This is a genomic window from Cronobacter malonaticus LMG 23826 (assembly GCF_001277215.2).
GTDB classification, from domain to species: domain Bacteria; phylum Pseudomonadota; class Gammaproteobacteria; order Enterobacterales; family Enterobacteriaceae; genus Cronobacter; species Cronobacter malonaticus.
Map to the genome: position 1 here is coordinate 2,178,848 of NZ_CP013940.1, position 24,153 is coordinate 2,203,000.

Annotated in this window: 24 protein-coding genes; 15 read left to right on the top strand and 9 right to left on the bottom strand. The window is 57.8% G+C overall.

Annotation, left to right across the window (positions count from 1 at the left end; all coding sequences use genetic code 11):
- Nucleotides 1-2: 2 nt before the first annotated feature.
- Nucleotides 3-1,031 carry a Mal regulon transcriptional regulator MalI gene (locus tag AFK66_RS10315; protein WP_007774665.1) on the bottom strand — a complete coding sequence of 343 codons (1,029 nt, stop codon included), beginning with the start codon at nucleotides 1,029-1,031 and terminating at the stop codon, nucleotides 3-5.
- Between the two features lie 174 nt (nucleotides 1,032-1,205).
- Between AFK66_RS10315 and malX the strand changes: the two genes are divergently transcribed.
- From malX to add, 3 genes are all read left to right on the top strand, one after another.
- Entirely contained in the window at nucleotides 1,206-2,795 is a 1,590-nt protein-coding gene (malX, locus tag AFK66_RS10320) for a maltose/glucose-specific PTS transporter subunit IIBC (protein ID WP_007774664.1), read from the top strand.
- Between the two features lie 13 nt (nucleotides 2,796-2,808).
- The gene (locus tag AFK66_RS10325; protein WP_023898835.1) at nucleotides 2,809-3,978 is read left to right on the top strand and encodes a MalY/PatB family protein; all 1,170 of its coding nucleotides are present in this window, start codon (nucleotides 2,809-2,811) and stop codon (nucleotides 3,976-3,978) included.
- A 105-nt stretch (nucleotides 3,979-4,083) separates the two neighbouring features.
- A complete protein-coding gene (gene add / locus AFK66_RS10330) occupies nucleotides 4,084-5,085 on the top strand; it encodes an adenosine deaminase (RefSeq protein WP_032968163.1) in 1,002 nt (333 codons plus the stop codon).
- 14 nt (nucleotides 5,086-5,099) lie between these two features.
- Here add and AFK66_RS10335 read toward each other — a convergent pair whose 3' ends face one another.
- Both AFK66_RS10335 and AFK66_RS10340 read right to left on the bottom strand, forming a co-directional pair.
- Entirely contained in the window at nucleotides 5,100-6,098 is a 999-nt protein-coding gene (locus tag AFK66_RS10335) for a bile acid:sodium symporter family protein (RefSeq protein ID WP_007774658.1), read from the bottom strand.
- Between the two features lie 150 nt (nucleotides 6,099-6,248).
- Nucleotides 6,249-7,292: an oxidoreductase gene (locus AFK66_RS10340; RefSeq protein WP_007774656.1), complete on the bottom strand. Its 1,044-nt coding sequence runs from the start codon at nucleotides 7,290-7,292 to the stop codon at nucleotides 6,249-6,251.
- Between the two features lie 641 nt (nucleotides 7,293-7,933).
- Between AFK66_RS10340 and ydgT the strand changes: the two genes are divergently transcribed.
- The 11 genes from ydgT to gstA all read left to right on the top strand — a co-directional run bounded on the left by ydgT (nucleotide 7,934) and on the right by gstA (nucleotide 18,164).
- On the top strand, nucleotides 7,934-8,149 hold the full coding sequence (ydgT, locus tag AFK66_RS10345; RefSeq protein ID WP_004384910.1) for a transcription modulator YdgT: 216 nt from the start codon (nucleotides 7,934-7,936) through the stop codon (nucleotides 8,147-8,149).
- A gap of 94 nt (nucleotides 8,150-8,243) precedes the next feature.
- Nucleotides 8,244-8,687, top strand: coding sequence for a DUF2569 domain-containing protein (locus AFK66_RS10350; protein WP_007774652.1), 444 nt, complete (start codon nucleotides 8,244-8,246; stop codon nucleotides 8,685-8,687).
- A 74-nt stretch (nucleotides 8,688-8,761) separates the two neighbouring features.
- The gene (rsxA, locus tag AFK66_RS10355; RefSeq protein WP_007697473.1) at nucleotides 8,762-9,343 is read left to right on the top strand and encodes an electron transport complex subunit RsxA; all 582 of its coding nucleotides are present in this window, start codon (nucleotides 8,762-8,764) and stop codon (nucleotides 9,341-9,343) included.
- On the top strand, nucleotides 9,343-9,921 hold the full coding sequence (rsxB, locus tag AFK66_RS10360; protein ID WP_007697469.1) for an electron transport complex subunit RsxB: 579 nt from the start codon (nucleotides 9,343-9,345) through the stop codon (nucleotides 9,919-9,921). The genes rsxA and rsxB overlap by 1 nt, the downstream gene beginning before the upstream one ends.
- Nucleotides 9,914-12,352 (top strand): electron transport complex subunit RsxC, encoded by a 2,439-nt coding sequence (rsxC, locus tag AFK66_RS10365; RefSeq protein ID WP_059223198.1) that lies wholly within the window; start codon nucleotides 9,914-9,916, stop codon nucleotides 12,350-12,352. The genes rsxB and rsxC overlap by 8 nt, the downstream gene beginning before the upstream one ends.
- Entirely contained in the window at nucleotides 12,353-13,405 is a 1,053-nt protein-coding gene (gene rsxD, locus AFK66_RS10370; protein ID WP_038882506.1) for an electron transport complex subunit RsxD, read from the top strand.
- Between the two features lie 9 nt (nucleotides 13,406-13,414).
- On the top strand, nucleotides 13,415-14,041 hold the full coding sequence (rsxG, locus tag AFK66_RS10375) for an electron transport complex subunit RsxG (protein WP_007774645.1): 627 nt from the start codon (nucleotides 13,415-13,417) through the stop codon (nucleotides 14,039-14,041).
- The gene (locus tag AFK66_RS10380; RefSeq protein WP_007774642.1) at nucleotides 14,038-14,724 is read left to right on the top strand and encodes an electron transport complex subunit E; all 687 of its coding nucleotides are present in this window, start codon (nucleotides 14,038-14,040) and stop codon (nucleotides 14,722-14,724) included. The genes rsxG and AFK66_RS10380 overlap by 4 nt, the downstream gene beginning before the upstream one ends.
- Nucleotides 14,721-15,356 carry an endonuclease III gene (gene nth, locus AFK66_RS10385; protein WP_007774639.1) on the top strand — a complete coding sequence of 212 codons (636 nt, stop codon included), beginning with the start codon at nucleotides 14,721-14,723 and terminating at the stop codon, nucleotides 15,354-15,356. The genes AFK66_RS10380 and nth overlap by 4 nt, the downstream gene beginning before the upstream one ends.
- 591 nt (nucleotides 15,357-15,947) lie before the next feature.
- Complete coding sequence (dtpA, locus tag AFK66_RS10390; RefSeq protein WP_032968819.1) at nucleotides 15,948-17,447, top strand: dipeptide/tripeptide permease DtpA; 1,500 nt, start codon at nucleotides 15,948-15,950, stop codon at nucleotides 17,445-17,447.
- Nucleotides 17,448-17,555: 108 nt separating this feature from the next.
- Nucleotides 17,556-18,164, top strand: coding sequence for a glutathione transferase GstA (gene gstA / locus AFK66_RS10395; protein ID WP_007774634.1), 609 nt, complete (start codon nucleotides 17,556-17,558; stop codon nucleotides 18,162-18,164).
- Nucleotides 18,165-18,204: 40 nt separating this feature from the next.
- Here gstA and pdxY read toward each other — a convergent pair whose 3' ends face one another.
- The 5 genes from pdxY to anmK all read right to left on the bottom strand — a co-directional run bounded on the left by pdxY (nucleotide 18,205) and on the right by anmK (nucleotide 22,802).
- Entirely contained in the window at nucleotides 18,205-19,065 is an 861-nt protein-coding gene (gene pdxY, locus AFK66_RS10400; protein ID WP_007774631.1) for a pyridoxal kinase PdxY, read from the bottom strand.
- A 74-nt stretch (nucleotides 19,066-19,139) separates the two neighbouring features.
- Complete coding sequence (tyrS, locus tag AFK66_RS10405) at nucleotides 19,140-20,414, bottom strand: tyrosine--tRNA ligase (RefSeq protein ID WP_032968160.1); 1,275 nt, start codon at nucleotides 20,412-20,414, stop codon at nucleotides 19,140-19,142.
- Between the two features lie 138 nt (nucleotides 20,415-20,552).
- Nucleotides 20,553-21,209 (bottom strand): pyridoxamine 5'-phosphate oxidase, encoded by a 657-nt coding sequence (pdxH, locus tag AFK66_RS10410; protein ID WP_023898841.1) that lies wholly within the window; start codon nucleotides 21,207-21,209, stop codon nucleotides 20,553-20,555.
- Nucleotides 21,210-21,265: 56 nt separating this feature from the next.
- Nucleotides 21,266-21,589, bottom strand: a complete 324-nt coding sequence (gene mliC / locus AFK66_RS10415; RefSeq protein ID WP_007774623.1) for a C-type lysozyme inhibitor — start codon at nucleotides 21,587-21,589, stop codon at nucleotides 21,266-21,268.
- Nucleotides 21,590-21,647: 58 nt separating this feature from the next.
- Nucleotides 21,648-22,802: an anhydro-N-acetylmuramic acid kinase gene (anmK, locus tag AFK66_RS10420; RefSeq protein WP_032982286.1), complete on the bottom strand. Its 1,155-nt coding sequence runs from the start codon at nucleotides 22,800-22,802 to the stop codon at nucleotides 21,648-21,650.
- Between the two features lie 259 nt (nucleotides 22,803-23,061).
- Here anmK and slyB point away from each other — a divergent pair, with 259 nt between their 5' ends.
- Nucleotides 23,062-23,529, top strand: coding sequence for an outer membrane lipoprotein SlyB (gene slyB, locus AFK66_RS10425; protein WP_007774619.1), 468 nt, complete (start codon nucleotides 23,062-23,064; stop codon nucleotides 23,527-23,529).
- Between the two features lie 117 nt (nucleotides 23,530-23,646).
- Here slyB and slyA read toward each other — a convergent pair whose 3' ends face one another.
- Nucleotides 23,647-24,087: a transcriptional regulator SlyA gene (slyA, locus tag AFK66_RS10430; protein WP_032968159.1), complete on the bottom strand. Its 441-nt coding sequence runs from the start codon at nucleotides 24,085-24,087 to the stop codon at nucleotides 23,647-23,649.
- Nucleotides 24,088-24,153: the final 66 nt, after the last annotated feature.

The following is a 24,153-nucleotide window of genomic DNA, read 5'->3' on the forward strand; positions in this document are numbered from 1 at the left end:
TGTCAGCGCCGCGCCACCAGCCGCGGGCCGAGGATCAGGCTGCCGGTGGATTCATCGCCGTGCTGAATGCGCTGCATCATGCGCTCTGCCACGCAGTGCCCCATTTCACGCGCGGGCGTCGTCACCCAGGTCAACGGCACATCATCCAGCCGTGCCTCCGGCACCTCTGCGAACGCCGCCAGCGTCACGCTGTTCTCAAAATAGCTCTCATACCCGCCTTCACCGCTCTGCCGCCCGGCACGCATCAGGCCGAACCACGCGCCCATCGCCACGGTGCTGTTATGACACAACACGGCGGTAATGGTCGGGTTTACGCGCAGCAGTTCGTTAATGGCCTCCGCGGCCTGTTTCTGCCCCGCCGCACATTCGACTATCCACTCGCTGTGAAACGGCAGGCCGTACTGCAAAAGCGTCGCGCAATAGCCGCCGAGCCGTTCGGCGCGGGTCAGCGACGAGCTCGCCCCGCCAAGCCAGGCGATGCGCTGATGGCCGCGGTGAATAAGATGTTCGGTTAACAGCCGCGCCGCCTGCTGGTTATCCGGGCGCACCGTGTCCACTTCATCGTGATGGCTGGCGCGGGAGGCAAAAAGCAGCGGAATATTACGCGCGCGGGCCTGCGCCTGCCACGCAGTGACCTGCCCCGCGCCGCCTGCCACCACCACGCCGTCAACGCCCTGGTCGAGCAGCGTATCAAAACAGCGCTGCATTTGGGCTTCATCCCGGCCGCCCTGGAGCAGGAACAGCATTCGCCCCTGTGCTTCCAGCGCCTCGGAGAGCCCTGCAGTGAGTTCGGCGTAAAACGGCGTAGTGAGATCGCGCACGATAAGCCCAATCACGCCGCTTGGCCCGCCGCGCAGCGCCGACGCCTGCCGGTTGCGCACAAACCCGAGCTGCTCAATGGCCTCGTTCACCCGCTGGCCGGTGGCGCTGGAGATCCGTCCTTTACCGCTCAGCACCAGCGAAACGGTGGCGACCGACACCCCCGCCGCCTGTGCGACATCATTAATAGTGATTCTTTTCGCCTGACTCATTGGCTACGCTTTTTGCTCCACAACTGGCAGATAAAACCTTTTACCTGTCCCACTATTATAACTGTCAGGCTTGGGTAATGTTCTGTGATTCAACGCGCATTAAAGTTTGATAAAACGTTTTATCTTGCGATCCTTCGTTCAGGGGCTGGGATCATTTAACGCGAGGTGTCGTTTATGACGGCGAATACAGGTCAAAAAAATACGCTTTGGGGATTTATGCAGCAGCTCGGCAAGACGTTTATGTTGCCGGTGGCGCTGCTGTCGTTTTGCGGCATTCTGATGGGCATCGGCAGTTCGCTCAGCAGTCATGACGTCATCACGCTGATGCCGTTACTCGGTAATAGCGTGTTGCAGCTCATTTTTACGTGGATGAGCAAAATGGGCTCTTTCGCCTTTAGTTTTCTGCCGGTGATGTTCTGTATCGCCATTCCGCTGGGGCTGGCGCGTGAAAACAAAGGTGTTGCTGCATTTGCCGGTTTTGTCGGCTACGCGGTGATGAACCTGGCGGTTAACTTCTGGCTCACCGCCAAAGGGATTCTGCCGACGCAGGACGCGGCGCTATTGAAAGCCAACAACGTCCAGTCGGTGCTCGGCATTCAGTCTATCGATACCGGTATTCTGGGCGCAGTGATCGCAGGCGTGATCATCTGGCTGCTGCATGAGCGCTTTCACAAAGTGCGTCTGCCGGACGCGCTGGCGTTTTTCGGCGGCACGCGTTTTGTACCTATCGTTACCACCGTGGTAATGGGCCTGGTCGGGTTGACGATTCCCCTCATCTGGCCATTCTTCGCCAAAGGCATTAACGCGCTGGGCTGGCTGATTAACAGCACCGGCAGCTTCGCGCCGATGATTTTCGGCACCGGCGAGCGCCTGCTGTTGCCGTTCGGCCTGCAACATATCCTGGTGGCGCTGATCCGCTTTACCGAGGCGGGCGGCACAATGGATGTCTGCGGGCATAGCGTCTCTGGTGCGCTGACCATCTTCCAGGCGCAGCTTAACTGCCCGACGTCTCACGGCTTTGCCGAAAGCGCCACCCGTTTCCTGTCGCAGGGGAAAATGCCAGCGTTCCTGGGCGGCTTGCCTGGCGCTGCGCTCGCCATGTACCACTGCGCGCGACCGGAGAACCGTCATAAGATCAAAGGGCTGCTGATTTCCGGCGTCATCGCCTGCGTGGTGGGCGGCACCACCGAACCGCTGGAGTTTCTGTTCCTGTTTGTGGCGCCTGCGCTCTACCTCATCCACGCGCTGCTGACCGGGCTGGGCTTTACCATGATGGCGCTGCTTGGCGTGACCATCGGCAATACCGACGGCAATATTATCGATTTTGTGGTTTTCGGCGTACTGCACGGGCTTTCCACCAAATGGTACTGGGTGCCGGTCGTGGCGGGTGTCTGGTTCGTGGTCTATTACACCATTTTCCGCTTCGCTATTGCCCGCTTTAACCTGAAAACGCCGGGCCGTGAAGCTGAAACCGCAGCCGTGAATGTCGCGCCTTCAGGCCACACGGGCAAATCCGGCTATGACGTCCCGGCCATTTTGCAGGCGCTCGGCGGCGCGGAGAATATTACGTCGCTCGATAACTGCATTACCCGCCTGCGTCTTTCGGTAAAAGATATGTCGCGGGTGGACAGCGCCGCGCTCAAGGCGAACCGCGCCATCGGCGTGGTGCAGCTTAACCAGCACAATTTGCAGGTGGTGATTGGCCCACAGGTGCAGTCGGTCAAAGATGAAATGGACAGCCTGATGCAGACCGTGCAGGCATAAACCAGGAGGCGACATGTTCGATTTTTCACAGGCGGTGGATCGCCGCGGCACCTGGTGCACCCAGTGGGATTACGTAGCCGACCGGTTTGGCGTGGACGATCTTCTGCCCTTTACCATTTCCGATATGGATTTCCCGACCGCGCCCTGCGTGCTGGAAGCCATATCGACGCGGCTGGCTCACGGCGTACTCGGCTACAGCCGCTGGCAAAACCCGGAGTTTACCGGCGCAATTGCGCACTGGTACGCCACGCGTTTTGGCTGTGACATTCCGCGCGAGGCGCTGGTTTACGGGCCGTCGGTGATTTACATGGTGTCGCAGCTGATTCGTCAGTGGTCAGCGCCGGGTGACGAGGTGCTGATCCACACGCCCGCTTATGACGCATTCTGGAAAACCATCGAGGGCAACGGGCGCCGTGTGCTCGGCGCGCCACTCACTCAAACCGCAAACGGCTGGCAGTGCGACATGACCTCGCTTGAGGCGCTGCTGGCACGTCCTCAATGCAAAATCATGCTGCTGTGCAGCCCGCATAACCCGACCGGAAAAGTGTGGCGACGTGACGAGCTGGAAACCATGGCGGCGCTCTGCGCGCGCCACGGCGTGCGGGTAGTGAGCGACGAAATTCATATGGATATGGTCTGGAGCGAACGCCCGCATATTCCGTGGTGCGACGTTGGCCAGGGGCACTGGGCACTGTTTTCGTCAGCATCAAAAAGCTTCAACATTCCGGCGCTGACCGGCGCCTGGGGGCTTATCGCGATGGAAGAAGACCGTCAGGCGTATCTTCAGGCGCTGAAAGGCCGCGACGGGCTATCTTCACCTGCCGTGTTATCGCTGGTCGCGCATATCGCGGCTTACCGCGACGGCGCGCCCTGGCTTGATGCGCTTCGCGATTACTTACGGGAGAACCTGAATTTTGTGGCGCAGCAGCTTAATGGCGCGTTTGCGCAACTCAACTGGCAACCGCCCGAGGCGACGTATCTCGCCTGGATCGATTTACGGCCTCTCGGCATTAATGACGAGGCGCTACAAAAGGCGCTGATTGAACGCGAGAAGGTCGCGATAATGCCCGGATACACCTACGGAGAAGAAGGACGCGGCTTCCTGCGCCTGAATGTGGGCTGCCCGCGCAGCAAACTCGAGCAGGGCGTAGAGCGGCTAATTTGCGCAATTCGTTCACTTTAAGTGCAAAAAGGGCCGCTATGGCCCCTCTTTTGTTGCGCAACGTAGCATTTGTGCGGCAATTATTTTTATAATGGTATGCACTTTATTCTAAAAAAGAGTGCCATCATGATTGATACCCGCCTTCCCCTTACCGACCTTCATCGCCATCTTGACGGCAACATTCGCGCGCAAACCATTCTTGACCTGGGCCGCCAGTTTAATCTCGCTCTGCCCGCCGATTCGCTGGAGACGCTGCGCCCGCACGTACAGATAACTAAAAATGAACCGGATCTCGTGAGTTTTCTCGCCAAACTCGACTGGGGCGTGAAGGTGCTTGGCTCGTTAGACGCCTGCCGCCGCGTGGCGTATGAAAATATGGAAGATGCCGCGCGCAACGGTCTGCATTATGTGGAGCTGCGTTTCTCGCCTGGCTATATGGCGATGACGCACAACCTGCCGGTAGCCGGCGTAGTGGAAGCCGTGATTGACGGTGTGCGTCAGGGCAGCCGCGACTACGGCGTGGACGCCCGTCTTATTGGCATCCTGAGCCGCACCTTCGGTGAAGAGGCGTGCCTTGCGGAGCTGGACGGCCTGCTGGCGCATCGCGACCACATCACCGCGCTGGATCTGGCGGGCGATGAGCTGGGCTTCCCCGGCAGCCTGTTCCTCAACCATTTTAACCGTGGACGTGACGCGGGCTGGCATATCACCGTTCACGCCGGTGAAGCCGCTGGCCCGGAGAGCATCTGGCAGGCGATTCGCGAGCTGGGTGCCGTGCGTATCGGCCACGGCGTGAAAGCAGTGGAAGATCCGGCGCTGATGGATTTCCTGGCGGAACAAGGGATCGGCATCGAATCGTGCCTGACCTCGAATATCCAGACCAGCACGGTCGCGTCCCTGGCGCATCACCCGCTGAAGACGTTCCTGGAGCATAATATTCTCGCCACCATTAACACCGACGATCCGGGTGTGCAGGGCGTCGATATTCGCCATGAGTATGACGTCGCGGCACCCGCCGCCGGGCTGAGTGCGGCGCAGATCCGCACCGCGCAGGAGAATGGCCTGAAAATCGCGTTTCTGACCGACGCGGAAAAACAGGCGCTAATCGCGAAAGTCAGCGCGGCGTAAACCGCGCCGCCAGGTCAGGAGGTTGCCGCCTTCTGGCCTGTCTTCTCTTCACTGCGTCTCGCGTAGCGCTGGGCCATCACCGCGCAGACCATCAGCTGAATTTGATGGAAAATCATCAGCGGCAGCACCATGATCCCCACCTGACTTGCCGGAAACAGCACGTTCGCCATCGGCACGCCGTTCGCGAGGCTTTTCTTGGAGCCGCAGAAAACGATGGTTATCTCATCTTCTTTATTAAAGCCGAGCAGTCGCGACACCCAGACGTTAACTACCAGCACAATCGCCAGCAGCACCAGCGACACAACGACAACCGCCAGTAGCGCAAGCCCCGTCACCTGATGCCAGATGCCCTCCACCACCGCTTCACTGAAGGCGACATAAACCACCAGCAGAATTGATGAGCGGTCCGTCATATTGATTAGCTTTTTATGTCTGTCGACCCAGCGGCCAATCAGCGGACGCGAGAGATGCCCTACCACAAACGGCACCATCAGTTGCAGAATAATTTTCCCGATAGCTTCAAGCGTATCGGTCTCGCCCTGCTGGGCCTGCATCATGACGCCCACCAGCACCGGCGAGAGAAAAATCCCGAGAATGCTGGACGCCGACGCGCTGCACACCGCCGCCGCCACGTTACCGCGCGCCACGGAGGTAAACGCGATAGCGGACTGTACTGTCGCAGGCAGCGCGCAAAGATAGAGGAACCCCATATAAAGCGACGGTGGCAGCACGCTTTGCGGAATAAACTTCATCGCCAGACCGATCAGCGGAAAGAGCACGAACGTACTGAGAAACACCATGAGATGCAGCCGCCAGTGCCCTATTCCGGCCAGAATCGCCTCGCGGGAGAGCTTCGCGCCATGCATAAAAAACAGCAGCGCGATGGCGGCAGTCGTCAGATATTCAAACACCGTTTTAACTCGCCCCTCGCAGGGAAACAGCGAGGCGACAATCACTACGCCAATCATAATCAGTAAAAACGTGTCGATTTTCAGGCGCTTCAGCCAGTTCATTGTCAGTTCCTTGTCATGTTGCAGGTTAATCTACTTTGCAACAAAAAGCCGATCCTTGCGAGTAATGCGGGTGAAACCGCGCGTCTGAGTGACGCGCCGTTTAAAGAGGAAGAAGAATTGCACCGGCGACGGTGCGCCGGCGCGTAAGGCTTAACTGCGCAGACATACCGCGGTGCGGCGTTTTGCGGATTCAATCCCCGCTTCAATCAGTTCCATTACCACGATGGCCTGGCTTGCCGGCACCGGGTTTTCACCTTCGCCACGGATAGCGCTACGCACAGCGGCGTAATAGGCCGGATAGTTACCCGGCACCGTCAGCAGCGTCTGCTCATCCAGCATCTCGCCGCGAGCCACCGTCAGCACGCCGTCGCGCATGTCGTAACCCCAGTTTTCCTGCGGCGGACGCGTACCCGATTTCAGGCTTTCCTCCTGAGGATCAAGGCCAAACTTGACGTAGCTGCCGCGGGTGCCGTGCACGATATAGCGCGCGGATTCCGCCGCCGCCAGCATCGTACCGTGTAAGACAACGCGCCGCTCCGGGTAGGCCAGCACCGCGTGGAAATAGTCGGTCGCCTGCGCGCTCGGACGCAGCTCCGCGAGATCGACGTTGATACTGACCGGCACCCCGAAAAGCTGCACCGCCTGATCCAGCAGATGCGGTGCCAGATCGTACCAGATGCCGCTGCCCGGCCCGGCCTGTTCGCGCCAGCGATCGCGCACCTGAGGGCGGAAGCGGTCAAAATGGGATTCGAAATAGGCGATTTCGCCAATCTGCCCTTCGGCGATAATCTGTTTCAGCGTCAGGAAATCGCTGTCCCAGCGGCGGTTATGAAACACCGACAGCACCAGGCCTAAACTTTTTGCCAGCGTTTCCAGCTCGCGCGCCTGCGACAGCGTAACCGTAAAGGGTTTATCCACCACCACATGTTTCCCGGCTTCCAGCGCCGCTTTGGCCAGCGGGAAGTGGGTATCATTCGGCGTGGGAATGACAATCAGATCGAGATGCGGATCGTTGAACAGCTGTTTGGGATCGGACACGACCGGCATTCCCGGCCAGTCGGCGTGGACTTTCGCGGCGTCGCTGCTGGAGACGGCGGCAAGCTCCATCCCTGGCGTACCTGCGATAAGCGGCGCGTGAAAAGTTTTACTGGCGTAGCCGTAACCGATTAATCCCACCCGGACATTATCTTTCATGGTCATTCCTCTGCTGAGTTAACCCCTGTATTTGACACCATTCGCAACGCCGCCTCAACGCTTTCATAACCAAGCGAAAATAAACGGCTTATTTCAGAATTTTCATCATCTTTTCTGCCTTTACCAGAATCTTTCTGGCGATTCGGTTAAGGTTTTGCCCTTCTTTGATACACAATAGCGAACAGGCTCTGACGTGACGAGGCGTGAGCGCTTTATTGTTTTGATGAAATAAGCAACATAACTTAAAAGAAATAGTGTGGTCTTTCTTGCGCGATTATTGATATTGCTTCAGGCAGAATAAAAACAGAACATGCCTGAGGCCGTTTGTAAAACACCTGGAAATAGCAGGTGTATCCCTGAAAACATGTGCTGATGCTGGTGCGCCGGTGCCCGGAGGCCGTTTACATATTGTCGTAAAAAGCCGTTAAAGAGGCACAGAAGGGATATTGCCAGCTCTGGCGAAGCGCGTTACTCTTTCTCCTCCGAAAGTCGGGCCTGCGTTAATTCTCAAGGAAAACTCTTAAATGTTATTCAGGCTTTTATTAAACCTGCATAACCCGCTTTTTGCGTTTATTCTTTTACCCGGCCCGCCTCATCTGGCGAAATCTCTTTATTATTTTATTGCGCGGATAACGATTAACATGACCGTTCAGGACTATTTATTAAAGTTTCGTAAAATCAGCACGCTTGAAAGTCTGGAAAAATTGTTCGACCACCTTAATTACACCCTTACGGATAATCAGGAAATTATCAATATGTATCGCGCCGCGGATCATCGTCGGGCGGAGCTGGTGTCAGGCGGCCGTCTGTTCGATCTCGGCCAGGTGCCGAAAACCGTCTGGCGTTACGTGCAGTAAGGCGTAAAGGTAGCAATCAGACAGAAAATCTTTATAATCTTTGCGCTGTAATTAATCTTTAGCCATTTGTTGAATTTATATCCCGGGAGGTTATATGTCCGACGCGTCCCCGATGCGTATCGGAGGCTGGTTGCTCGCCCCTCTCGCCTGGTTATTGATGTCGTTACTCAGCACCACGCTTGCCGTCGCGCTCTATGTGATGGGACTTGCTTCCCCGCAAGTCCATCAGGCGATCAGCGCGCAAGGCACTACGCAAGTGCTTTTCTGGTATGGCTCGATGCTGTGCGCCATGGCGATGTGGGGCTATACGCTCTGGCTGACCGTCGCTTTTTTCAAACGCCGTCAGGGTGTGCCGCGCCACTATATTATCTGGCTGTTGCTGACCGTCCTGCTGGCGATAAAATCTTTTGCGTTCTCGCCGGTGAGCGACACGCTGGCGGTGCGTCAGTTGCTGTTCCCGCTGCTGGCCGCGGCGCTGCTGGTGCCCTATTTTAAGCGCTCGGCGCGCGTGAAGCAGACCTTTGTCAGGGCAAAATAACCTTACAGATTCTCCGTTGTCGCCCCTTGTCGTATGTCCGATAATGAGCGGCTTTTTTCGTTTCAGGTCGAATAATGTCTGATTATTTGCTGTTATTTGTTGGAACGGTGCTGGTCAATAACTTCGTTCTCGTGAAGTTTCTCGGCCTGTGTCCGTTTATGGGTGTTTCCAAAAAGCTGGAATCCGCGATCGGCATGGGAATGGCGACCACGTTCGTGATGACCCTTGCAACGATTTTTTCGTGGATTATCGATCACCTGATTCTGGTGCCGCTTGAGCTGGTCTACCTGCGCACGATGGCCTTTATTCTGGTTATCGCGGTGGTGGTGCAGTTCACCGAAATGGTGGTGCGTAAAACCAGTCCGGCGCTCTATCGCCTGCTGGGCATCTACCTGCCGCTGATCACCACTAACTGCGCCGTACTGGGCGTGGCGCTGCTTAGCATCAATCTAAACCATACCTTTTTGCAGTCGGCGCTGTACGGTTTTTCCGCCGCGGTCGGCTTCTCGCTGGTCATGGTGCTGTTCGCCGCCATTCGCGAGCGTCTGGTTGTCGCCGATGTCCCGCTGCCGTTTCGCGGCAACGCGATCGCGCTGGTCACTGCGGGCCTGATGTCTCTGGCCTTTATGGGCTTTAGCGGGCTGGTGAAGTTCTGATGGAAATGATTGTTATCGCGGTTATCGCGCTGACGCTGCTGGCTCTGCTTTTCGGCATGCTGCTGGGCTACGCCTCGCGCCGCTTCGCCGCGGAAGAAGATCCGGTGGTCGATCAGGTCGACGAACTGCTGCCGCAAAGCCAGTGCGGACAGTGCGGCTACCCAGGCTGCCGCCCGTATGCCGAAGCAGTCGCGAATAACGGCGAGCAGATCAACCGCTGCGTGCCCGGCGGCGAGCCGGTGATGCAAAAAATCGCCACGCTGCTTAACGTCGAGCCGCAGCCGCTGGACGGCGACGCTGCCATGGCCGAGCCGGTGCGTATGCTGGCCGTGATCGACGAGCCGAACTGCATCGGCTGCACCAAATGTATTCAGGCCTGTCCGGTGGACGCTATCGTCGGTGCTACGCGCGCCATGCACACCGTGATGAGCGACCTCTGCACCGGTTGTAATCTCTGTGTAGACCCCTGTCCGACGCAGTGCATAGAACTGCGCCCGGCCGCCACCACGACGGATAACTGGAAATGGGATCTCAACACCATTCCGGTGCGTAACATTCCTGTGGAACAACATGCTTAAGTTATTTTCTGCGTTCAGAAAAGAGAAAGTCTGGGATTTCAACGGCGGCATTCATCCGCCGGAGATGAAAACCCAGTCTAACGGCACCCCGCTGCGCCAGTTGCCGCTGCCGGGCCGTTTTATTATTCCGCTCAAACAGCATATCGGTAGCGAAGGCGAGATTTGCGTAGCGCCAGGCGATAAAGTTCTGCGCGGCCAGCAGCTCACCGTTGGCCGTGGCCGTATGCTGCCGGTACATGCGCCCACCTCAGGCACCGTAACGGCAATTATGCCGCACCCGACGGCGCATCCTTCCGCCCTGCCGGAACTCTCCATAATTATCGACGCCGACGGCGAAGACAGGTGGATTGCCCGCGACGGCTGGAGCGACTACCAGTGCCGCAGCCGCGAAGCGCTGATCGAACGTATTCATCAGTTCGGCGTCGCAGGGCTTGGCGGCGCGGGATTCCCGACCGGCACTAAGCTTCAGGGCGGCGGCGATAAAATCGAAACGCTGATTATCAATGCCGCGGAGTGCGAGCCATATATCACCGCCGATGACCGCCTGATGCAGGATTGCGCCGCGCAGATTATCGACGGTGTGCGTATTCTTGCGCATATTCTTCAGCCGCGCGAAGTGCTGATCGGCATCGAAGATAACAAGCCGCAAGCGATCTCGATGATGCGCGCCGTGCTGCACGGCGAGCATAAAATTCGCCTGCGCGTGATCCCGACCAAATACCCGTCGGGCGGCGCTAAACAGCTCACCCAAATCCTGACCGGCAAACAGGTGCCGCATGGCGGTCGCTCCTCTGATATCGGCGTGCTGATGCAGAACGTCGGCACCGCGTTTGCCGTCAAGCGCGCGATTATCGATGGTGAGCCGCTGACCGAACGCGTAGTGACGCTGACAGGCGAAGCCGTCGGCCGTCCGGGTAACGTCTGGGCGCGTATCGGGACGCCGGTGCGCCACCTGCTGGAACACGCCGGGTTTATCCCGACCAGCGAGCAGCTGGTTATCATGGGCGGCCCGCTGATGGGCTTCACCCTGCCCGGCCTTGACGTGCCGGTGGTGAAAATCACTAACTGCCTGCTGGCGCCTTCCGCCACTGAAATGGGCGCGCCGCAGGAAGAGCAGCACTGCATCCGTTGCAGCGCCTGCGCCGACGCCTGCCCGGCCGACCTGCTGCCGCAGCAGCTTTACTGGTTCAGCGTCGGCCAGCAGCATGATAAAGCCACCGCCCACAATCTGGCGGACTGTATCGAATGCGGCGCGTGTGCGTATGTCTGCCCGAGCAATATTCCGCTGGTGCAATATTTCCGTCAGGAAAAAGCGGAAATTCGCGCTATCGCCGAAGAAGAAAAACGCGCCGCGGAAGCTAAAGCGCGCTTTGAAGCGCGCCAGGCTCGTCTTGAGCGTGAAAAAGCCGCGCGCCTTGAGCGCCATAAAAAATCTGCCGTACAGCCTTCAGGCCAGGATCAGGACGCCATTCAGGCGGCGCTGGCACGTGTTCGCGAGAAGAAAGGCGATGATCAGCCGATCATAGTGGCCGCCGGGGCGAAACCGGATAACAGCGCGGTGATTGCCGCCCGTGAAGCCCGTAAAGCGGAAGCCCGCGCACGTCAGGCGGAGAAAGTGCAGCAGGAAATGGCCGCGAACAGCTCCGTACCTGCACACGAAGCAACGGAACCGGAAATTGACGCCAGCGCGGAATCCGTCGACCCGCGCAAAGCCGCCGTTGAAGCCGCCATCGCCCGCGCTAAAGCCCGCAAAGCGGCGCAGGCCGGGGAAAACGCGACTGCCGACGCAACGCCTGCCGAGCCGGTCGACCCGCGCAAAGCCGCCGTCGAAGCCGCCATTGCCCGTGCCAAAGCCCGTAAAGCGGCGCAGGCCGGGGAAAACGCGACTGCCGACGCGACGCCTGCCGAGCCGGTCGACCCGCGCAAAGCCGCCGTGGAAGCGGCCATCGCCCGTGCCAAAGCCCGCAAAGCGGCGCAGGCCGGGGAAAACGCGACTGCCGACGCAACGCCTGCCGAGCCGGTCGACCCGCGCAAAGCCGCCGTGGAAGCGGCCATTGCCCGTGCCAAAGCCCGTAAAGCGGCGCAGGCCGGGGAAAACGCGACCGCAGACGAAAAACCTGCCGAGCCGCTCGACCCGCGCAAAGCTGCCGTGGAAGCCGCCATCGCCCGTGCCAAAGCCCGCAAAGCGGCGCAGGCCGGGGAAAACGCGACCGCAAACGAAAAACCTGCCGAGCCGGTCGACCCACGCAAAGCCGCTGTAGAAGCCGCTGTTGCCCGCGCCAAAGCGCGTAAAGCGGCGCAGGCGAATGAGCGCGCGCAGGCGGCGAATGAAGAAGATGAAGCGGACGATCCGCGCAAGGCTGCCGTTGCCGCCGCGATTGCCCGCGTGCAGGCGCGCAAGGCTGCCGAAAAGGTTGTTAACGAGGATTAAATGGTTTTCAGAATCGCGAGTTCCCCTTATACCCATAACCAGCGCCAGACGTCGCGTATCATGATGCTGGTGACGCTGGCCACCGTGCCGGGCATCGCCGTGCAGTGGTACTTTTTCGGCTACGGCAGCCTGGTGCAGATTCTGTTAGCCATCGTCAGCGCGCTTGCCAGCGAAGCGCTGGTATTGCGTATGCGTAAGCTGCCGCTGAAAAGCCATCTTGGCGACAACTCCGCGCTGCTGACCGGCCTGCTGCTGGGGGTGAGCATTCCGCCGCTGGCACCTTGGTGGATGGTCGTACTCGGCACCGTATTCGCCGTTATTATCGCCAAGCAGCTCTACGGCGGGCTGGGCCATAACCCGTTTAACCCGGCGATGATTGGCTACGTGGTGTTGCTTATCTCCTTCCCCGTACAGATGACCAACTGGCTGCCGCCGCAGCAGATCGCCGCCACGGCGCCGGGCTTTCTCGACGCGCTACAGGTGATTTTCCATGGCGTTACCGCCAGCGGCGACACCATGACGCAGCTGCGTCTCGGCATTGATGGCGTAAGCCAGGCCACACCGCTTGATACCTTTAAAACCGGCCTGCACGCCGGACATCCGGCAGGCGAACTGCTGGCACAGCCGATTTATGGCGGCGCGCTGGCGGGCCTCGGCTGGCAGTGGGTGAATCTCGCGTATCTGGCGGGCGGCCTGTTCCTGCTCGCGCGCGGCACCATCCGCTGGCATATTCCCGTGAGCTTTATCGTGACGCTCGCCGTGTGCTCAACGCTCGGCTGGCTTCTCGCGCCGGAAAAATTTCTGTCGCCGCTGATGCATCTGCTGTCGGGCGCGACGATGCTTGGCGCGTTCTTTATTCTTACCGATCCGGTCACGGCCTCGACCACCAATAAAGGCCGTCTGGTCTTCGGCGCGCTGGCGGGCCTGCTGGTGTGGCTGATTCGAAACTTCGGCGGCTACCCGGACGGCGTGGCGTTTGCCGTGCTGCTGGCGAATATCACCGTGCCGCTCATCGATTACTACACCCGCCCGCGGGTTTATGGTCACCGGTAAGGAATGCTCATGCTTAAGACGATTCAAAAACATGGCGTGACGCTCGCCGTTTTCGCGGCTCTGACGACCGGTCTGACAGCGATGGTCAACGCGCTGACGAAAACCACGATTGAAGGCCAGGCGGCGCTTCAGCAGAAACAGCTGTTCGATCAAGTGCTGCCGCCAGAGATGTATGACAATGATATTCAGCAGAGCTGCTATCTTGTTACTGCCCCCGCGCTGGGCAGCGGCGAAAAACAGCTGTGGGTGGCGCGTAAAGGCGATACGCCAGTGGCGGTCGTCATGCAGGCGACGGCGCCGGATGGCTACTCCGGCGCGATTCAGTTGCTCGTTGGTGCAGATTTCAAAGGTACCGTGCTCGGCACGCGCGTGACGGAACATCATGAGACGCCAGGGCTTGGCGATAAAATCGAAACCCGCATCAGCAACTGGATCACCGGTTTTGCCGGTCAGGTGATCCAGGGGCCGAATGATACCCGCTGGGCGGTGAAAAAAGATGGTGGTCAGTTCGATCAGTTTACTGGCGCGACAATTACGCCGCGTGCGGTCGTGAACGCGGTGAAACGCGCAGGCCTGTATGCGAAGACGCTGGAGCCGCAGCTTTCCACCCTGCCTTCCTGTGGAGAAAACCCATGAATGACGTGAAATCGATTCTGGTAAACGGGTTATGGAAAAATAACTCGGCGTTGGTGCAGTTGCTCGGCATGTGTCCGCTGCTGGCTGTGACGTCCACCGCCACTAACGCGCTCGGCCTTGGCCTTGCAACTACGCTGGTGCTGACGCTCACCAACGCCTCTATTTCAGCGTTTCGCCGCTGGATGCCGGGCGAGATCCGCATTCCTATTTACGTGATGATTATCGCGGCGGTAGTGAGCATCGTGCAGATGCTGATTAACGCCTATGCGTTCGGGCTGTACCAGTCGCTCGGCATTTTTATCCCGCTTATAGTGACGAATTGTATTGTCGTTGGGCGCGCGGAGGCGTTTGCCGCCAAAAACGGCCCGCTGCTCTCGGCGCTCGACGGTTTTGCCATCGGCATGGGCGCGACCGGCGCGATGTTCGTACTTGGCTCACTGCGTGAGATCCTTGGCAACGGTACGCTGTTTGACGGTGCAGATGGTCTGCTGGGTAGCTGGGCTCGCGTGCTGCGCATCGAAGTGTTCCATACCGACACGCCGTTCCTGCTGGCGATGCTGCCGCCTGGCGCGTTTATCGGCCTTGGTATGATGCTGGCAGTGAAATACCTGATTGACGAACGGATGAAACGTCGCGCCGCGAAACCGGTGGTGGTGGAGGCCGCAGCGGAAAAAGCGTCATGAACCAGGCTAAACGTATCGAAATCCTTACCCGGCTTCGTGCGAACAATCCGCATCCGACGACGGAGCTGCACTTCACCAGTCCGTTTGAGTTGCTGATAGCCGTTCTGCTTTCGGCGCAGGCCACTGACGTGAGCGTGAACAAAGCCACAGCGAAGCTCTACCCTGTCGCCAACACGCCTGAGGCGATGCTGGCGCTCGGCGTGGACGGCGTGAAGGAGTACATCAAAACTATCGGGCTGTTTAACAGCAAAGCGGAGAACGTGATTAAGACCTGCCGCATTCTGCTTGAACAGCACGGCGGCGAGGTGCCGGAAGATCGCGCGGCGCTGGAGGCGCTGCCGGGCGTCGGGCGCAAAACGGCGAATGTGGTGCTTAACACAGCCTTCGGCTGGCCGACTATCGCCGTTGATACGCATATTTTTCGCGTCAGCAACCGCACAAAATTCGCGCCCGGCAAGAATGTCGAAGCCGTCGAAGAAAAGCTGTTAAAAGTGGTGCCGGCGGAGTTTAAAGTCGATTGTCACCACTGGCTTATCCTTCACGGGCGGTATACCTGCATCGCTCGTAAGCCGCGCTGCGGCTCGTGCATTATTGAAGATCTCTGCGAATACGCGGAGAAAGTTTACGAATAATACACAAGGCGGTGGATGTCACGTTTGTCACATCTGCCGCGCAATAATGTTCCTGCAACCCGTCTCATTAACGTTTTTAGCCGTCCGAAATCCCGCCTTAAATCAGTTCGCCAGGTTGATCGTTTTTTTTCGACAGGAATTTTCTATAGATTTGTGAGAATTATCACACTTGCAACATCCTGTTAAATTTCGGTTGCATTATTGGGCGCAAAGCCTTGTGACGCCTCGGTTATCACCATCACCGATAATATATATATCGGGCATTTTCTGATATTCAGGTCTATATGACTGCCTGAGCGGTCTTATAGCAGAACATATAACCAAAAGCCGCTTCAGCATCTGTTTCAGCAGTTAAAAAATCTACAATAGCGTTTATCATGAAATTTAACGCTAACTCTTAGCGAAACGCATGGCTGATTATGCCGTCCGGCTTATATGTAACAGATTATTACAAAAGCCTTGTGCCAGCGGTCAGGATAGTGAACATTACCCGCCGTTTCTCACTTCATATAACAATAAAAGCGCATGCCGCCAGGCACCACGCGCATACCACCCCCGCGGTTAATGCGGGCTGTAAAAAAAGAGGTATATGTGTCGACTGCAAACAAAAAACCAGCAGAAAGCGTAAGTATGAACGCTTTTAAACAACCGAAATCGTTTTATCTGATTTTCTCGATTGAGTTATGGGAGCGTTTCGGTTACTACGGCCTGCAAGGGATTATGGCTGTTTACCTGGTGAAACAACTGGGTATGTCGGAAGCGGATTCCATTACGTTGTTCTCCTCCTTCAGCGCGCTGGTGTATGGCCTGGTAGCTATTGGCGGCTGGCTGGGCGATAAGGTGCTCGGCACCAAACGCGTGATTATGCTCGGCACCATTGTGCTGGCTATCGGCTATGCGCTGGTGGCGTGGTCTGGTCACGATGCCGGTATCGTTTACTTTGGTATGGCGACCATCGCGGTGGGTAATGGCCTGTTTAAAGCCAACCCGTCATCCCTGCTCTCTACCTGCTATGAGAAAGATGACCCGCGTCTCGACGGCGCGTTCACCATGTATTACATGGCGATCAACATCGGTTCGTTCTTCTCCATGCTGGCTACCCCGTGGCTCGCTGAGAAATTCGGCTGGAGCGTGGCGTTCTCGCTGAGCTTTGTCGGTATGCTCATCACCCTCGTGAACTTCATTTTCTGCAAGAAGTGGGTGAAAGATTACGGCTCTAAACCCGACTTCGCGCCGCTGCACGTAGGTAAACTGCTGGCGACTATCGCGGGTATCGTGGTGCTGGTCGCTATCGCCACCTGGCTGCTGCATAACCAGGGCATCGCGCGTATGGTGCTGGGCGTGGTCGCTCTTGGTATCGTGATTATTTTCGCGAAAGAAGCCTTTGCGATGCAGGGTGCCGCGCGCCGCAAAATGATCGTGGCGTTTATCCTGATGCTGGAAGCGATTGTCTTCTTCGTGCTGTATCAGCAGATGCCGACGTCCCTGAACTTCTTCGCTATCCGTAACGTCGAACACTCAATTCTGGGTATCGCGTTCCAGCCGGAGCAGTTCCAGGCGCTGAACCCGTTCTGGATCATGATTGGCAGCCCGATTCTGGCCGCTATCTATAACAAGCTGGGTGACCGCCTGCCAATGCCGTTTAAGTTCACCATCGGTATGATGCTGTGCTCTGGCGCGTTCCTGGTGCTGCCGCTGGGCGCGAAATTCGCCTCTGAAGCCGGTATCGTGTCCGTGAACTGGCTGATTCTGAGCTACGCGCTGCAGAGTATCGGTGAGCTGATGATTTCCGGCCTCGGCCTTGCGATGGTTGCGCAGCTCGTGCCGCAGCGTCTGATGGGCTTCATCATGGGTAGCTGGTTCCTGACCACCGCTGGCGCGGCGATGATTGCCGGTAAAGTCGCTAACCTTATGGCAGTGCCGGAAAACGTCACCGACCCGCTGCAGTCGCTGGACGTTTACGGCCGCGTCTTCATGCAGATTGGTATCGTCACGGGCGTTATCGCCGTGCTGATGCTGCTCACGGCTCCCCTGCTGAACCGCATGACGCAGGATGATAAAGCGACAGAAACAGACACCGCACACGCGTAACCGTTCGGGAAACGTTGTTCAGGCCGTCAGATTTTATGCTGACGGCTTTTTTTTTGCCCGTACGCGCTCTACCATAATTTGGTTTATTCATGAGAAGGGAGCATTGCCATGAAACTGTTTTACAAAGCCGGCGCGTGTTCGCTTTCGCCGCACATTATTCTGCGCGAAGCCAATATCGATTTCACGCTGGTGGCGGTGGATCTGGCCGCTAAACGTACGGAAACCGGCGAAGACTATCTGACCATTAACCCGAAAGGCCAGGTGCCGGCGCTGCTGCTGGATGACAATACGCTGCTCACGGAAGGCGTGGCTATCGTGCAGTACATCGCAGATCTTGTCCCGGACCGCCAGTTGCTCGCGCCGGTTGGCAGCATGACCCGTTATCATACGCTGGAGTGGCTGAACTATATCGCCACCGAGCTGCATAAAGGCTTCACGCCGCTGTTCCGCCCGGATACACCGGACGAGTACAAGACCATTGCTCGCGCGCAGCTGCAGAAGAAATTCGCGTACGTGAATGAGGCATTGGCGCAGAAACAGTGGCTGATGGGGCTACGTTTCAGCGTGGCGGATGCGTATCTGTTTACCGTGCTGAACTGGGCGAAAGCGGTCGGGCTTGAGATGCAGGCGTTTGACAATATTGCTGACTACCAGGCGCGCGTCAAAGCGCGTCCTGCCGTCGAGGCGGCGCTCAAAGCGGAAGGCCTGAGCGCGTAACGCATGTCAGCGCCGCGTCTGTTGCAGACGCGGCGCTTTTTTACAGTTTTACCGCCGTAAAGTAGTGCTCCGGCTGCGCGATACCCTCCTGCGCCGCCACAACCTGCAATTCATACTCTTCCATGCGTTTGGTGGTCACCATGATGTCGTAGACCGCCGCCGTTACATGCTCCAGCGCCTCGCGAAGCGTCGCGCCCTGTAGCAGTTTCACCAGCAGCAGACCGCTCGTCACGTCGCCCACGCCGACCGGCTGACGCGCGCCGAAATCCACCAGCGGACGGCTGATGTGCCAGGCCTCGTCAGAGGTCACCAGCAGCATCTCAAAACGGTCCTGCTGATAGCCTGCGCGCGCCAGATGTTTCACCAGCACAATCTGCGGGCCGCGGGCGATAAGCTCGCGTGCGGTCGCGACAGCCTCTTCGACGCTCGCCACCGCATGGCCGCTCAGCATCTCCAGTTCCAGCAGGTTCGGCGCAATGATATCGCTTGCCGGCAACGCGAAACGCGCGTGAAACTCCGCCACACCCGGCGCCACGATGCAGCCCTTTTCCGGGTGGCCCATCACCGGATCGCAGAAATATTTCGCCTGCGGATTGGCCGCCTTCACCTGACGGACGATCTCCAGAATATGCTCGCCCTGCTCCGCCGATCCCAGATAGCCGCTCAGCACCGCGTCACAGCGCGACAGCTGGCCGATAGCCGCGATGCCCTGCACGATTTCCGTCAGGTGCGACGGCGGCATCACGGCGCCGGTCCACTGACCATATTGCGTGTGGTTGGAAAACTGCACCGTATTAAGCGGCCAGACATTGGCGCCCAGACGGCGCATCGGGAATTCAGCCGCGCTGTTGCCGGCGTGACCAAACACCACGTGAGACTGAATGGCGAGAATATTCTTCATGATTTTCCGGGTGAAACGTGAGGTCGGGTTAAAAATAAAGGGCGTGGTTTCCCACGCCCTTGACTGGCTGAGTGTTATTTCCAGCAGACGAGGCAGTAGTTTTTCTTACCGCGACGCAACAGCGTATAACGGCCAAACAGGCGATCGCTGTCGCTGAAGGTGTACTCCGGGTCTGCCTGCTTTTCGCCGTTGATGGTGATAGCGTTAGACGCGATGGTTTTACGCGCCTGACCGCGGGACGGTTGCAGCTCGGAATCCACCAGCGCCTGCATCAGATCCGCGCCTTTTTCCATCTCGATCATCGGCACGCCGTCCTGCGCGAGCTGCTCGAAATCCGCTTCGCTCAGCGCGTTGAGGTTGCCGTTAAACAGGCTTTCGGTAATGCGCTTCGCGGCGGCAAGGCCCTCTTCGCCATGCACCAGACGCGTCACCTGCTCCGCCAGCACGTACTGGGCGCGCGGCGCTTTACCGCTGTTTTTGTCTTCTTCTTCCAGCGCGTTGATCTCATGAATGCTCATAAAGGTGAAGAACTTCAGGAAGCGGTAGACATCTGCGTCCGCGGTGTTGATCCAGAACTGGTAGAACTTGTACGGGCTGGTTTTCTTCGGATCCAGCCACACCGCGCCGCCTTCGGTTTTACCGAATTTGGTGCCGTCAGATTTGGTGATAAGCGGAACGGTCAGGCCAAAGACCTGGTTCTGGTGCAGACGACGGGTCAGGTCGATGCCTGAGGTAATGTTACCCCACTGGTCGGAGCCGCCGATTTGCAGCGCCACGCCATGCAGTTTATTCAGGCAGGCGAAGTCATAACCCTGCAACAGGTTGTAGGAGAATTCAGTAAAGGAGATGCCCACGTCGTCGCGGTTCAGGCGCTGCTTCACCGCTTCTTTGTTGATCATCTGGTTGACCGAAAAATGCTTGCCGATATCGCGCAGGAAGGTCAGCACGTTCATGTTGCCGAACCAGTCATAGTTGTTCGCCGCGATAGCGGAGTTTTCGCCGCAATCGAAATCGAGGAACGGCGCGACCTGGCGGCGGATTTTATCCACCCACTCCTGGACGGTGTCTTCGGTATTGAGTTTACGTTCGGTCGCTTTGAAGCTTGGATCGCCAATCAGACCGGTGGCGCCGCCAACCAGTGCAACCGGCTTGTGCCCCGCCATCTGAAAGCGTTTCAGGCATAACAAGGGAACCAGATGGCCCAAGTGCAGGCTGTCGGCGGTGGGATCGAAGCCGCAATAAAGGGCGATCGGCCCCTGCGCCAGTCGCTGCGCTAACGCTTCTTCATCCGTCACCTGAGCCACAAGGCCCCGCTCCTGCAATTGTTTAATCAAATTGCTGCTTGCCATCGATTTCTCCATGTATTTACGACTGCACCTTTGCCGGTACACGGCTTTTCGCCCACTGGCGAAGAATAAAATTCAGGGAGGCATAGAATAAAGCGCAAGCCCTGGGAGCGCCAGCGCTTGCATAAGAAAATCGCTCACTTACGGGGCGAGACGGTCGATTTTCCAGCCGTCGCCGTCGCGCTGGTATAAAAAGCGGTCGTGTAGCCGGTGCTCGCCGCCCTGCCAGAATTCCACCTGCTCCAGCGAAACGCGAAAACCGCCCCAGAAACTCGGCAAGGGGATTTCGCCCTGCTGGAACTTCTGTTTCAGTTCAAGGAATTTGCTCTCCAGCACGCCGCGCGCGGAAATACGGCTCGACTGCTTTGAGACCCAGGCGCCAATCTGGCTGTCGCGCGGGCGGCTGTGGAAATATTTCACGACTTCCAGCGTTGAGAGACGCTCGGCTTTGCCCGTCACCATCACCTGGCGCTCCAGCATATGCCACGGGAACAGCAGACTGATGCGCGGATTGTGTTCGAGATGATGCGCCTTGCGGCTGCCGAGGTTGGTGTAAAACACCATGCCGCGCTCATCGAAATGTTTAAGCAGCACGATACGCTGGTACGGCTGGCCGTGTTCATCAACGGTGGCGACGACCATAGCGGTAGGATCGGCGAGTTTCGCTTCGCACGCCTGGGCGAGCCAGCGTTCAAACAACGGCAGCGGCGTCTCGGTGAGGTCGCGGCGGCGCAGCCCGCCTTTGGTGTATTCGCGGCGCAGATGCGCAATCTGTTGCAGATGGTCAATATCAGACATAGCGTTGAACCAGTGAGGATCGGGTGGCGCTATTGTGCGCCCCACCCGTTAAAATCTCAACGCTTCGGATTTTGTAACTGACAGTGATTTAACACAATATTGTCGCGATAGTAGACCGTGGCTTCATCACCTTTCGACCAGAACGCATAGATGCCGTCGGTGTAGCGCGTACCCGAGGCGGCGCGTCCCTGATTCAGATGCAGCATTTTATCATCCAGCACGAAACTGACCTGTTCGCGCTGTTTGTTGAGCGAGACCGTCAGCGGTTTTTCATCGCAGCGATATTCGAGTGTGTCGGTGTTCATGCGCTCAACCATAGCGTCATAGTAGCTACAGCCAGCCAGCAGCGTGGGGAGCAAAACGACAAGCAGTTTCTTCATGGCATATCCTGAAAGCGTATTTCTGAAGGGGGCCGGACGCCCCCGTAACGCATTCAGTCTATCGGCTTAGCGGAGCAGGAAAAGTCGGCAAACTCCGATTATTTAAGGGGTTGGCGGGAAAGACCGCGCCGAGCACGCTTGCTTCGCGCGCGCCGGTCACTGACGGCAGATTTCCCGCCTTGCCGCTGAGGGTACGGTACGCAAGCCAGGCGAAGGCCAGCGCTTCCATATCATCGCCGCGAATGCCCATCTCATCGGTTGAAGAAACTTCGATGCCCGGCAAAAGCGCGGCCAGACGCGCCACCAGCCGCGGGTTGCGCCCGCCGCCGCCGCAAATCATCAGCCGTTCCGCGCCGCCGCTCAACAGGACGTCGCGCGCGATGGTGCTGGCGGTCAGCTCCAGCAGCGTCGCCTGCACATCCTGCGCTGGCAGCCCGGCGAAGGACGAAAGCTGACGCTCTATCCAGCCGTAGTTGAAATATTCGCGCCCGGTGCTTTTCGGCGCAGGCGTCGAGAAATACGGATCGCTCAGCATTTTTTGCAGCAGCGGCTGTACGACGTTGCCGCTGGCAGCCCACTCGCCGTCTTTATCAAACGGTTTACCTTTCTGGCGCCAGATCCAGGCGTCCATCAGCATATTGCCAGGACCAGTATCAAAGCCTTTTACCGGCTGGCCCGGAAACAGCAGCGAGAGATTCGCGATACCGCCAATATTCAGCACCATGCGCCGCTCCGTCGGGTGCGCCAGCAGCGCCTGATGGAAGGCGGGCACGAGCGGCGCGCCCTGCCCGCCGAGCGCCATATCGCGACGGCGGAAATCACCCACGACGCTGACGCCGGTGCGCGCCACAATCTGATTGTTATCGCCTATCTGCATCGTGTGCGGCGCGCTGCCGGTCGGCTCATGCCAGACGGTCTGGCCGTGGCAGCCAATCGCCATGACATCTTCGGGCTTCAGTTTTTGCTGCTCCATCAGCGCGCTGACCGCATCGGCAAACAGACAGCCGAGCTGATGGTCGAGCCTGCCGAGCTGGGAGAGCGTCAGCGGTTGTCCCTGACAGATATCCAGGATCGCCTTTTTAATGGCCGTCGGCATCGGCCAGCTCAGGCTCGCCTGCTGCGCCACCATATGTTCATCAATGGCGGCCAGCACGACGTCCACCCCGTCGAGGCTGGTGCCGGACATCACTCCAATGTAGCGACCTGATTTCATACGCAATCCTTAAGCCCTGTTTGAAAACGTGCGAAGCGACCTTCAATCATAAACATTCACCCTGATTGAGCAACGGAATAATCCCGCCGGGGGCAAAAAGCGCGTTTTTACTGCCGCTGTTGATTTACCGTTCAGGCAGAATATTTTAGGATTTTTATCATCGGCTCCGTGAAGAATGTGAAATATCGCGGTCTTATGCCATATAATTTGAATATGATGGATGCTCAGGGGAGCATTTGTTGGTGAACAGGAGATTTACATGATTTCACGTGTACTGGTTGTTGCACTGGCAGGTTTCACGCTGGCGGGCTGCGTCAACAACGATAGCCTTTCCGGTGACGTTTACACCGCCTCTGAAGCCAAACAGGTACAGAACGTCACGTACGGTACTGTCGTGAACGTGCGTCCGGTGAAGATCCAGGGCGGGGATGATACCAACGTTATCGGCGCGCTCGGTGGTGCTGTGCTGGGCGGTTTTCTTGGCAATACTGTCGGCGGCGGCACAGGTCGTTCGCTTGCGACGGCAGCGGGCGCTATTGCTGGTGGCGTTGCAGGCCAGGGCGTTCAGGGCGCAATGAACAAAACGCAGGGCGTTGAGCTGGAAATCCGTAAGGACGACGGCAACACCATTATGGTGGTACAGAAACAGGGCAACACTCGTTTCTCTGCTGGTCAGCGCGTGGTGCTGGCGAGCAACGGCAGCCAGGTTACCGTTTCTCCGCGCTAAGGCGCGCGGTTTAACTGGTTAACCAAAAAAAACGGAGGAGCATCAGGCTCCTCCGTTTTTTATGCGCGCTATTTTGGTTGCGATGTTGTTGCTTCACACGGTCGTCATACAGACCTTTTACTCTTTCGCAGACAACGCCTGAATGTTCTTCTCAAGACGCGCCACGATATGCAGCATCTGGTCGTGCTCTTCCTGCGAGATACCCGAGAGAATTTCACCGCGCGTTTTCAGAATCACTTCTTCGAGTTGCGTAATGATCGGCGCCGCTTTTTCCGTCAGCTTGATGCGCTTGGCGCGCCGGTCGCTGGCGCAGGTATGGCGGGCGATAAGCCCCTTCTCTTCGAGCTGGTCGAGCGTGCGCACCAGTGACGGCTGCTCGATACCGATGGCCTTGGCCAGTTGAATTTGCGACTGATCGGGCGGCAGCGAGTGGATATGATGAAGTGTCACCCAGTGGGTCTGCGTTAATTCCAGAGGCTTCAGGCGATGGTCAATCAGAGCACGCCAGATGCGCACCAGTCTTGTCAGGTCAGAGCCTAATGGCGATTCCAATTTCATCTCCTTATAATTAGCTTGCTAAGTTATTATGCTGATTTTAGACTAGTGTGCAGCATTTAGGTAGCT

What these genes read in the sequence shown, in the direction of transcription:
- AFK66_RS10315 (WP_007774665.1), bottom strand. Translation starts at nt 1,031, where the DNA reads ATGAGTCAGGCGAAAAGAATCACTATTAATGATGTCGCACAGGCGGCG.
- malX (WP_007774664.1), top strand. Translation starts at nt 1,206, where the DNA reads ATGACGGCGAATACAGGTCAAAAAAATACGCTTTGGGGATTTATGCAG.
- AFK66_RS10325 (WP_023898835.1), top strand. Translation starts at nt 2,809, where the DNA reads ATGTTCGATTTTTCACAGGCGGTGGATCGCCGCGGCACCTGGTGCACC.
- add (WP_032968163.1), top strand. Translation starts at nt 4,084, where the DNA reads ATGATTGATACCCGCCTTCCCCTTACCGACCTTCATCGCCATCTTGAC.
- AFK66_RS10335 (WP_007774658.1), bottom strand. Translation starts at nt 6,098, where the DNA reads ATGAACTGGCTGAAGCGCCTGAAAATCGACACGTTTTTACTGATTATG.
- AFK66_RS10340 (WP_007774656.1), bottom strand. Translation starts at nt 7,292, where the DNA reads ATGAAAGATAATGTCCGGGTGGGATTAATCGGTTACGGCTACGCCAGT.
- ydgT (WP_004384910.1), top strand. Translation starts at nt 7,934, where the DNA reads ATGACCGTTCAGGACTATTTATTAAAGTTTCGTAAAATCAGCACGCTT.
- AFK66_RS10350 (WP_007774652.1), top strand. Translation starts at nt 8,244, where the DNA reads ATGTCCGACGCGTCCCCGATGCGTATCGGAGGCTGGTTGCTCGCCCCT.
- rsxA (WP_007697473.1), top strand. Translation starts at nt 8,762, where the DNA reads ATGTCTGATTATTTGCTGTTATTTGTTGGAACGGTGCTGGTCAATAAC.
- rsxB (WP_007697469.1), top strand. Translation starts at nt 9,343, where the DNA reads ATGGAAATGATTGTTATCGCGGTTATCGCGCTGACGCTGCTGGCTCTG.
- rsxC (WP_059223198.1), top strand. Translation starts at nt 9,914, where the DNA reads ATGCTTAAGTTATTTTCTGCGTTCAGAAAAGAGAAAGTCTGGGATTTC.
- rsxD (WP_038882506.1), top strand. Translation starts at nt 12,353, where the DNA reads ATGGTTTTCAGAATCGCGAGTTCCCCTTATACCCATAACCAGCGCCAG.
- rsxG (WP_007774645.1), top strand. Translation starts at nt 13,415, where the DNA reads ATGCTTAAGACGATTCAAAAACATGGCGTGACGCTCGCCGTTTTCGCG.
- AFK66_RS10380 (WP_007774642.1), top strand. Translation starts at nt 14,038, where the DNA reads ATGAATGACGTGAAATCGATTCTGGTAAACGGGTTATGGAAAAATAAC.
- nth (WP_007774639.1), top strand. Translation starts at nt 14,721, where the DNA reads ATGAACCAGGCTAAACGTATCGAAATCCTTACCCGGCTTCGTGCGAAC.
- gstA (WP_007774634.1), top strand. Translation starts at nt 17,556, where the DNA reads ATGAAACTGTTTTACAAAGCCGGCGCGTGTTCGCTTTCGCCGCACATT.
- pdxY (WP_007774631.1), bottom strand. Translation starts at nt 19,065, where the DNA reads ATGAAGAATATTCTCGCCATTCAGTCTCACGTGGTGTTTGGTCACGCC.
- tyrS (WP_032968160.1), bottom strand. Translation starts at nt 20,414, where the DNA reads ATGGCAAGCAGCAATTTGATTAAACAATTGCAGGAGCGGGGCCTTGTG.
- pdxH (WP_023898841.1), bottom strand. Translation starts at nt 21,209, where the DNA reads ATGTCTGATATTGACCATCTGCAACAGATTGCGCATCTGCGCCGCGAA.
- mliC (WP_007774623.1), bottom strand. Translation starts at nt 21,589, where the DNA reads ATGAAGAAACTGCTTGTCGTTTTGCTCCCCACGCTGCTGGCTGGCTGT.
- anmK (WP_032982286.1), bottom strand. Translation starts at nt 22,802, where the DNA reads ATGAAATCAGGTCGCTACATTGGAGTGATGTCCGGCACCAGCCTCGAC.
- slyB (WP_007774619.1), top strand. Translation starts at nt 23,062, where the DNA reads ATGATTTCACGTGTACTGGTTGTTGCACTGGCAGGTTTCACGCTGGCG.
- slyA (WP_032968159.1), bottom strand. Translation starts at nt 24,087, where the DNA reads ATGAAATTGGAATCGCCATTAGGCTCTGACCTGACAAGACTGGTGCGC.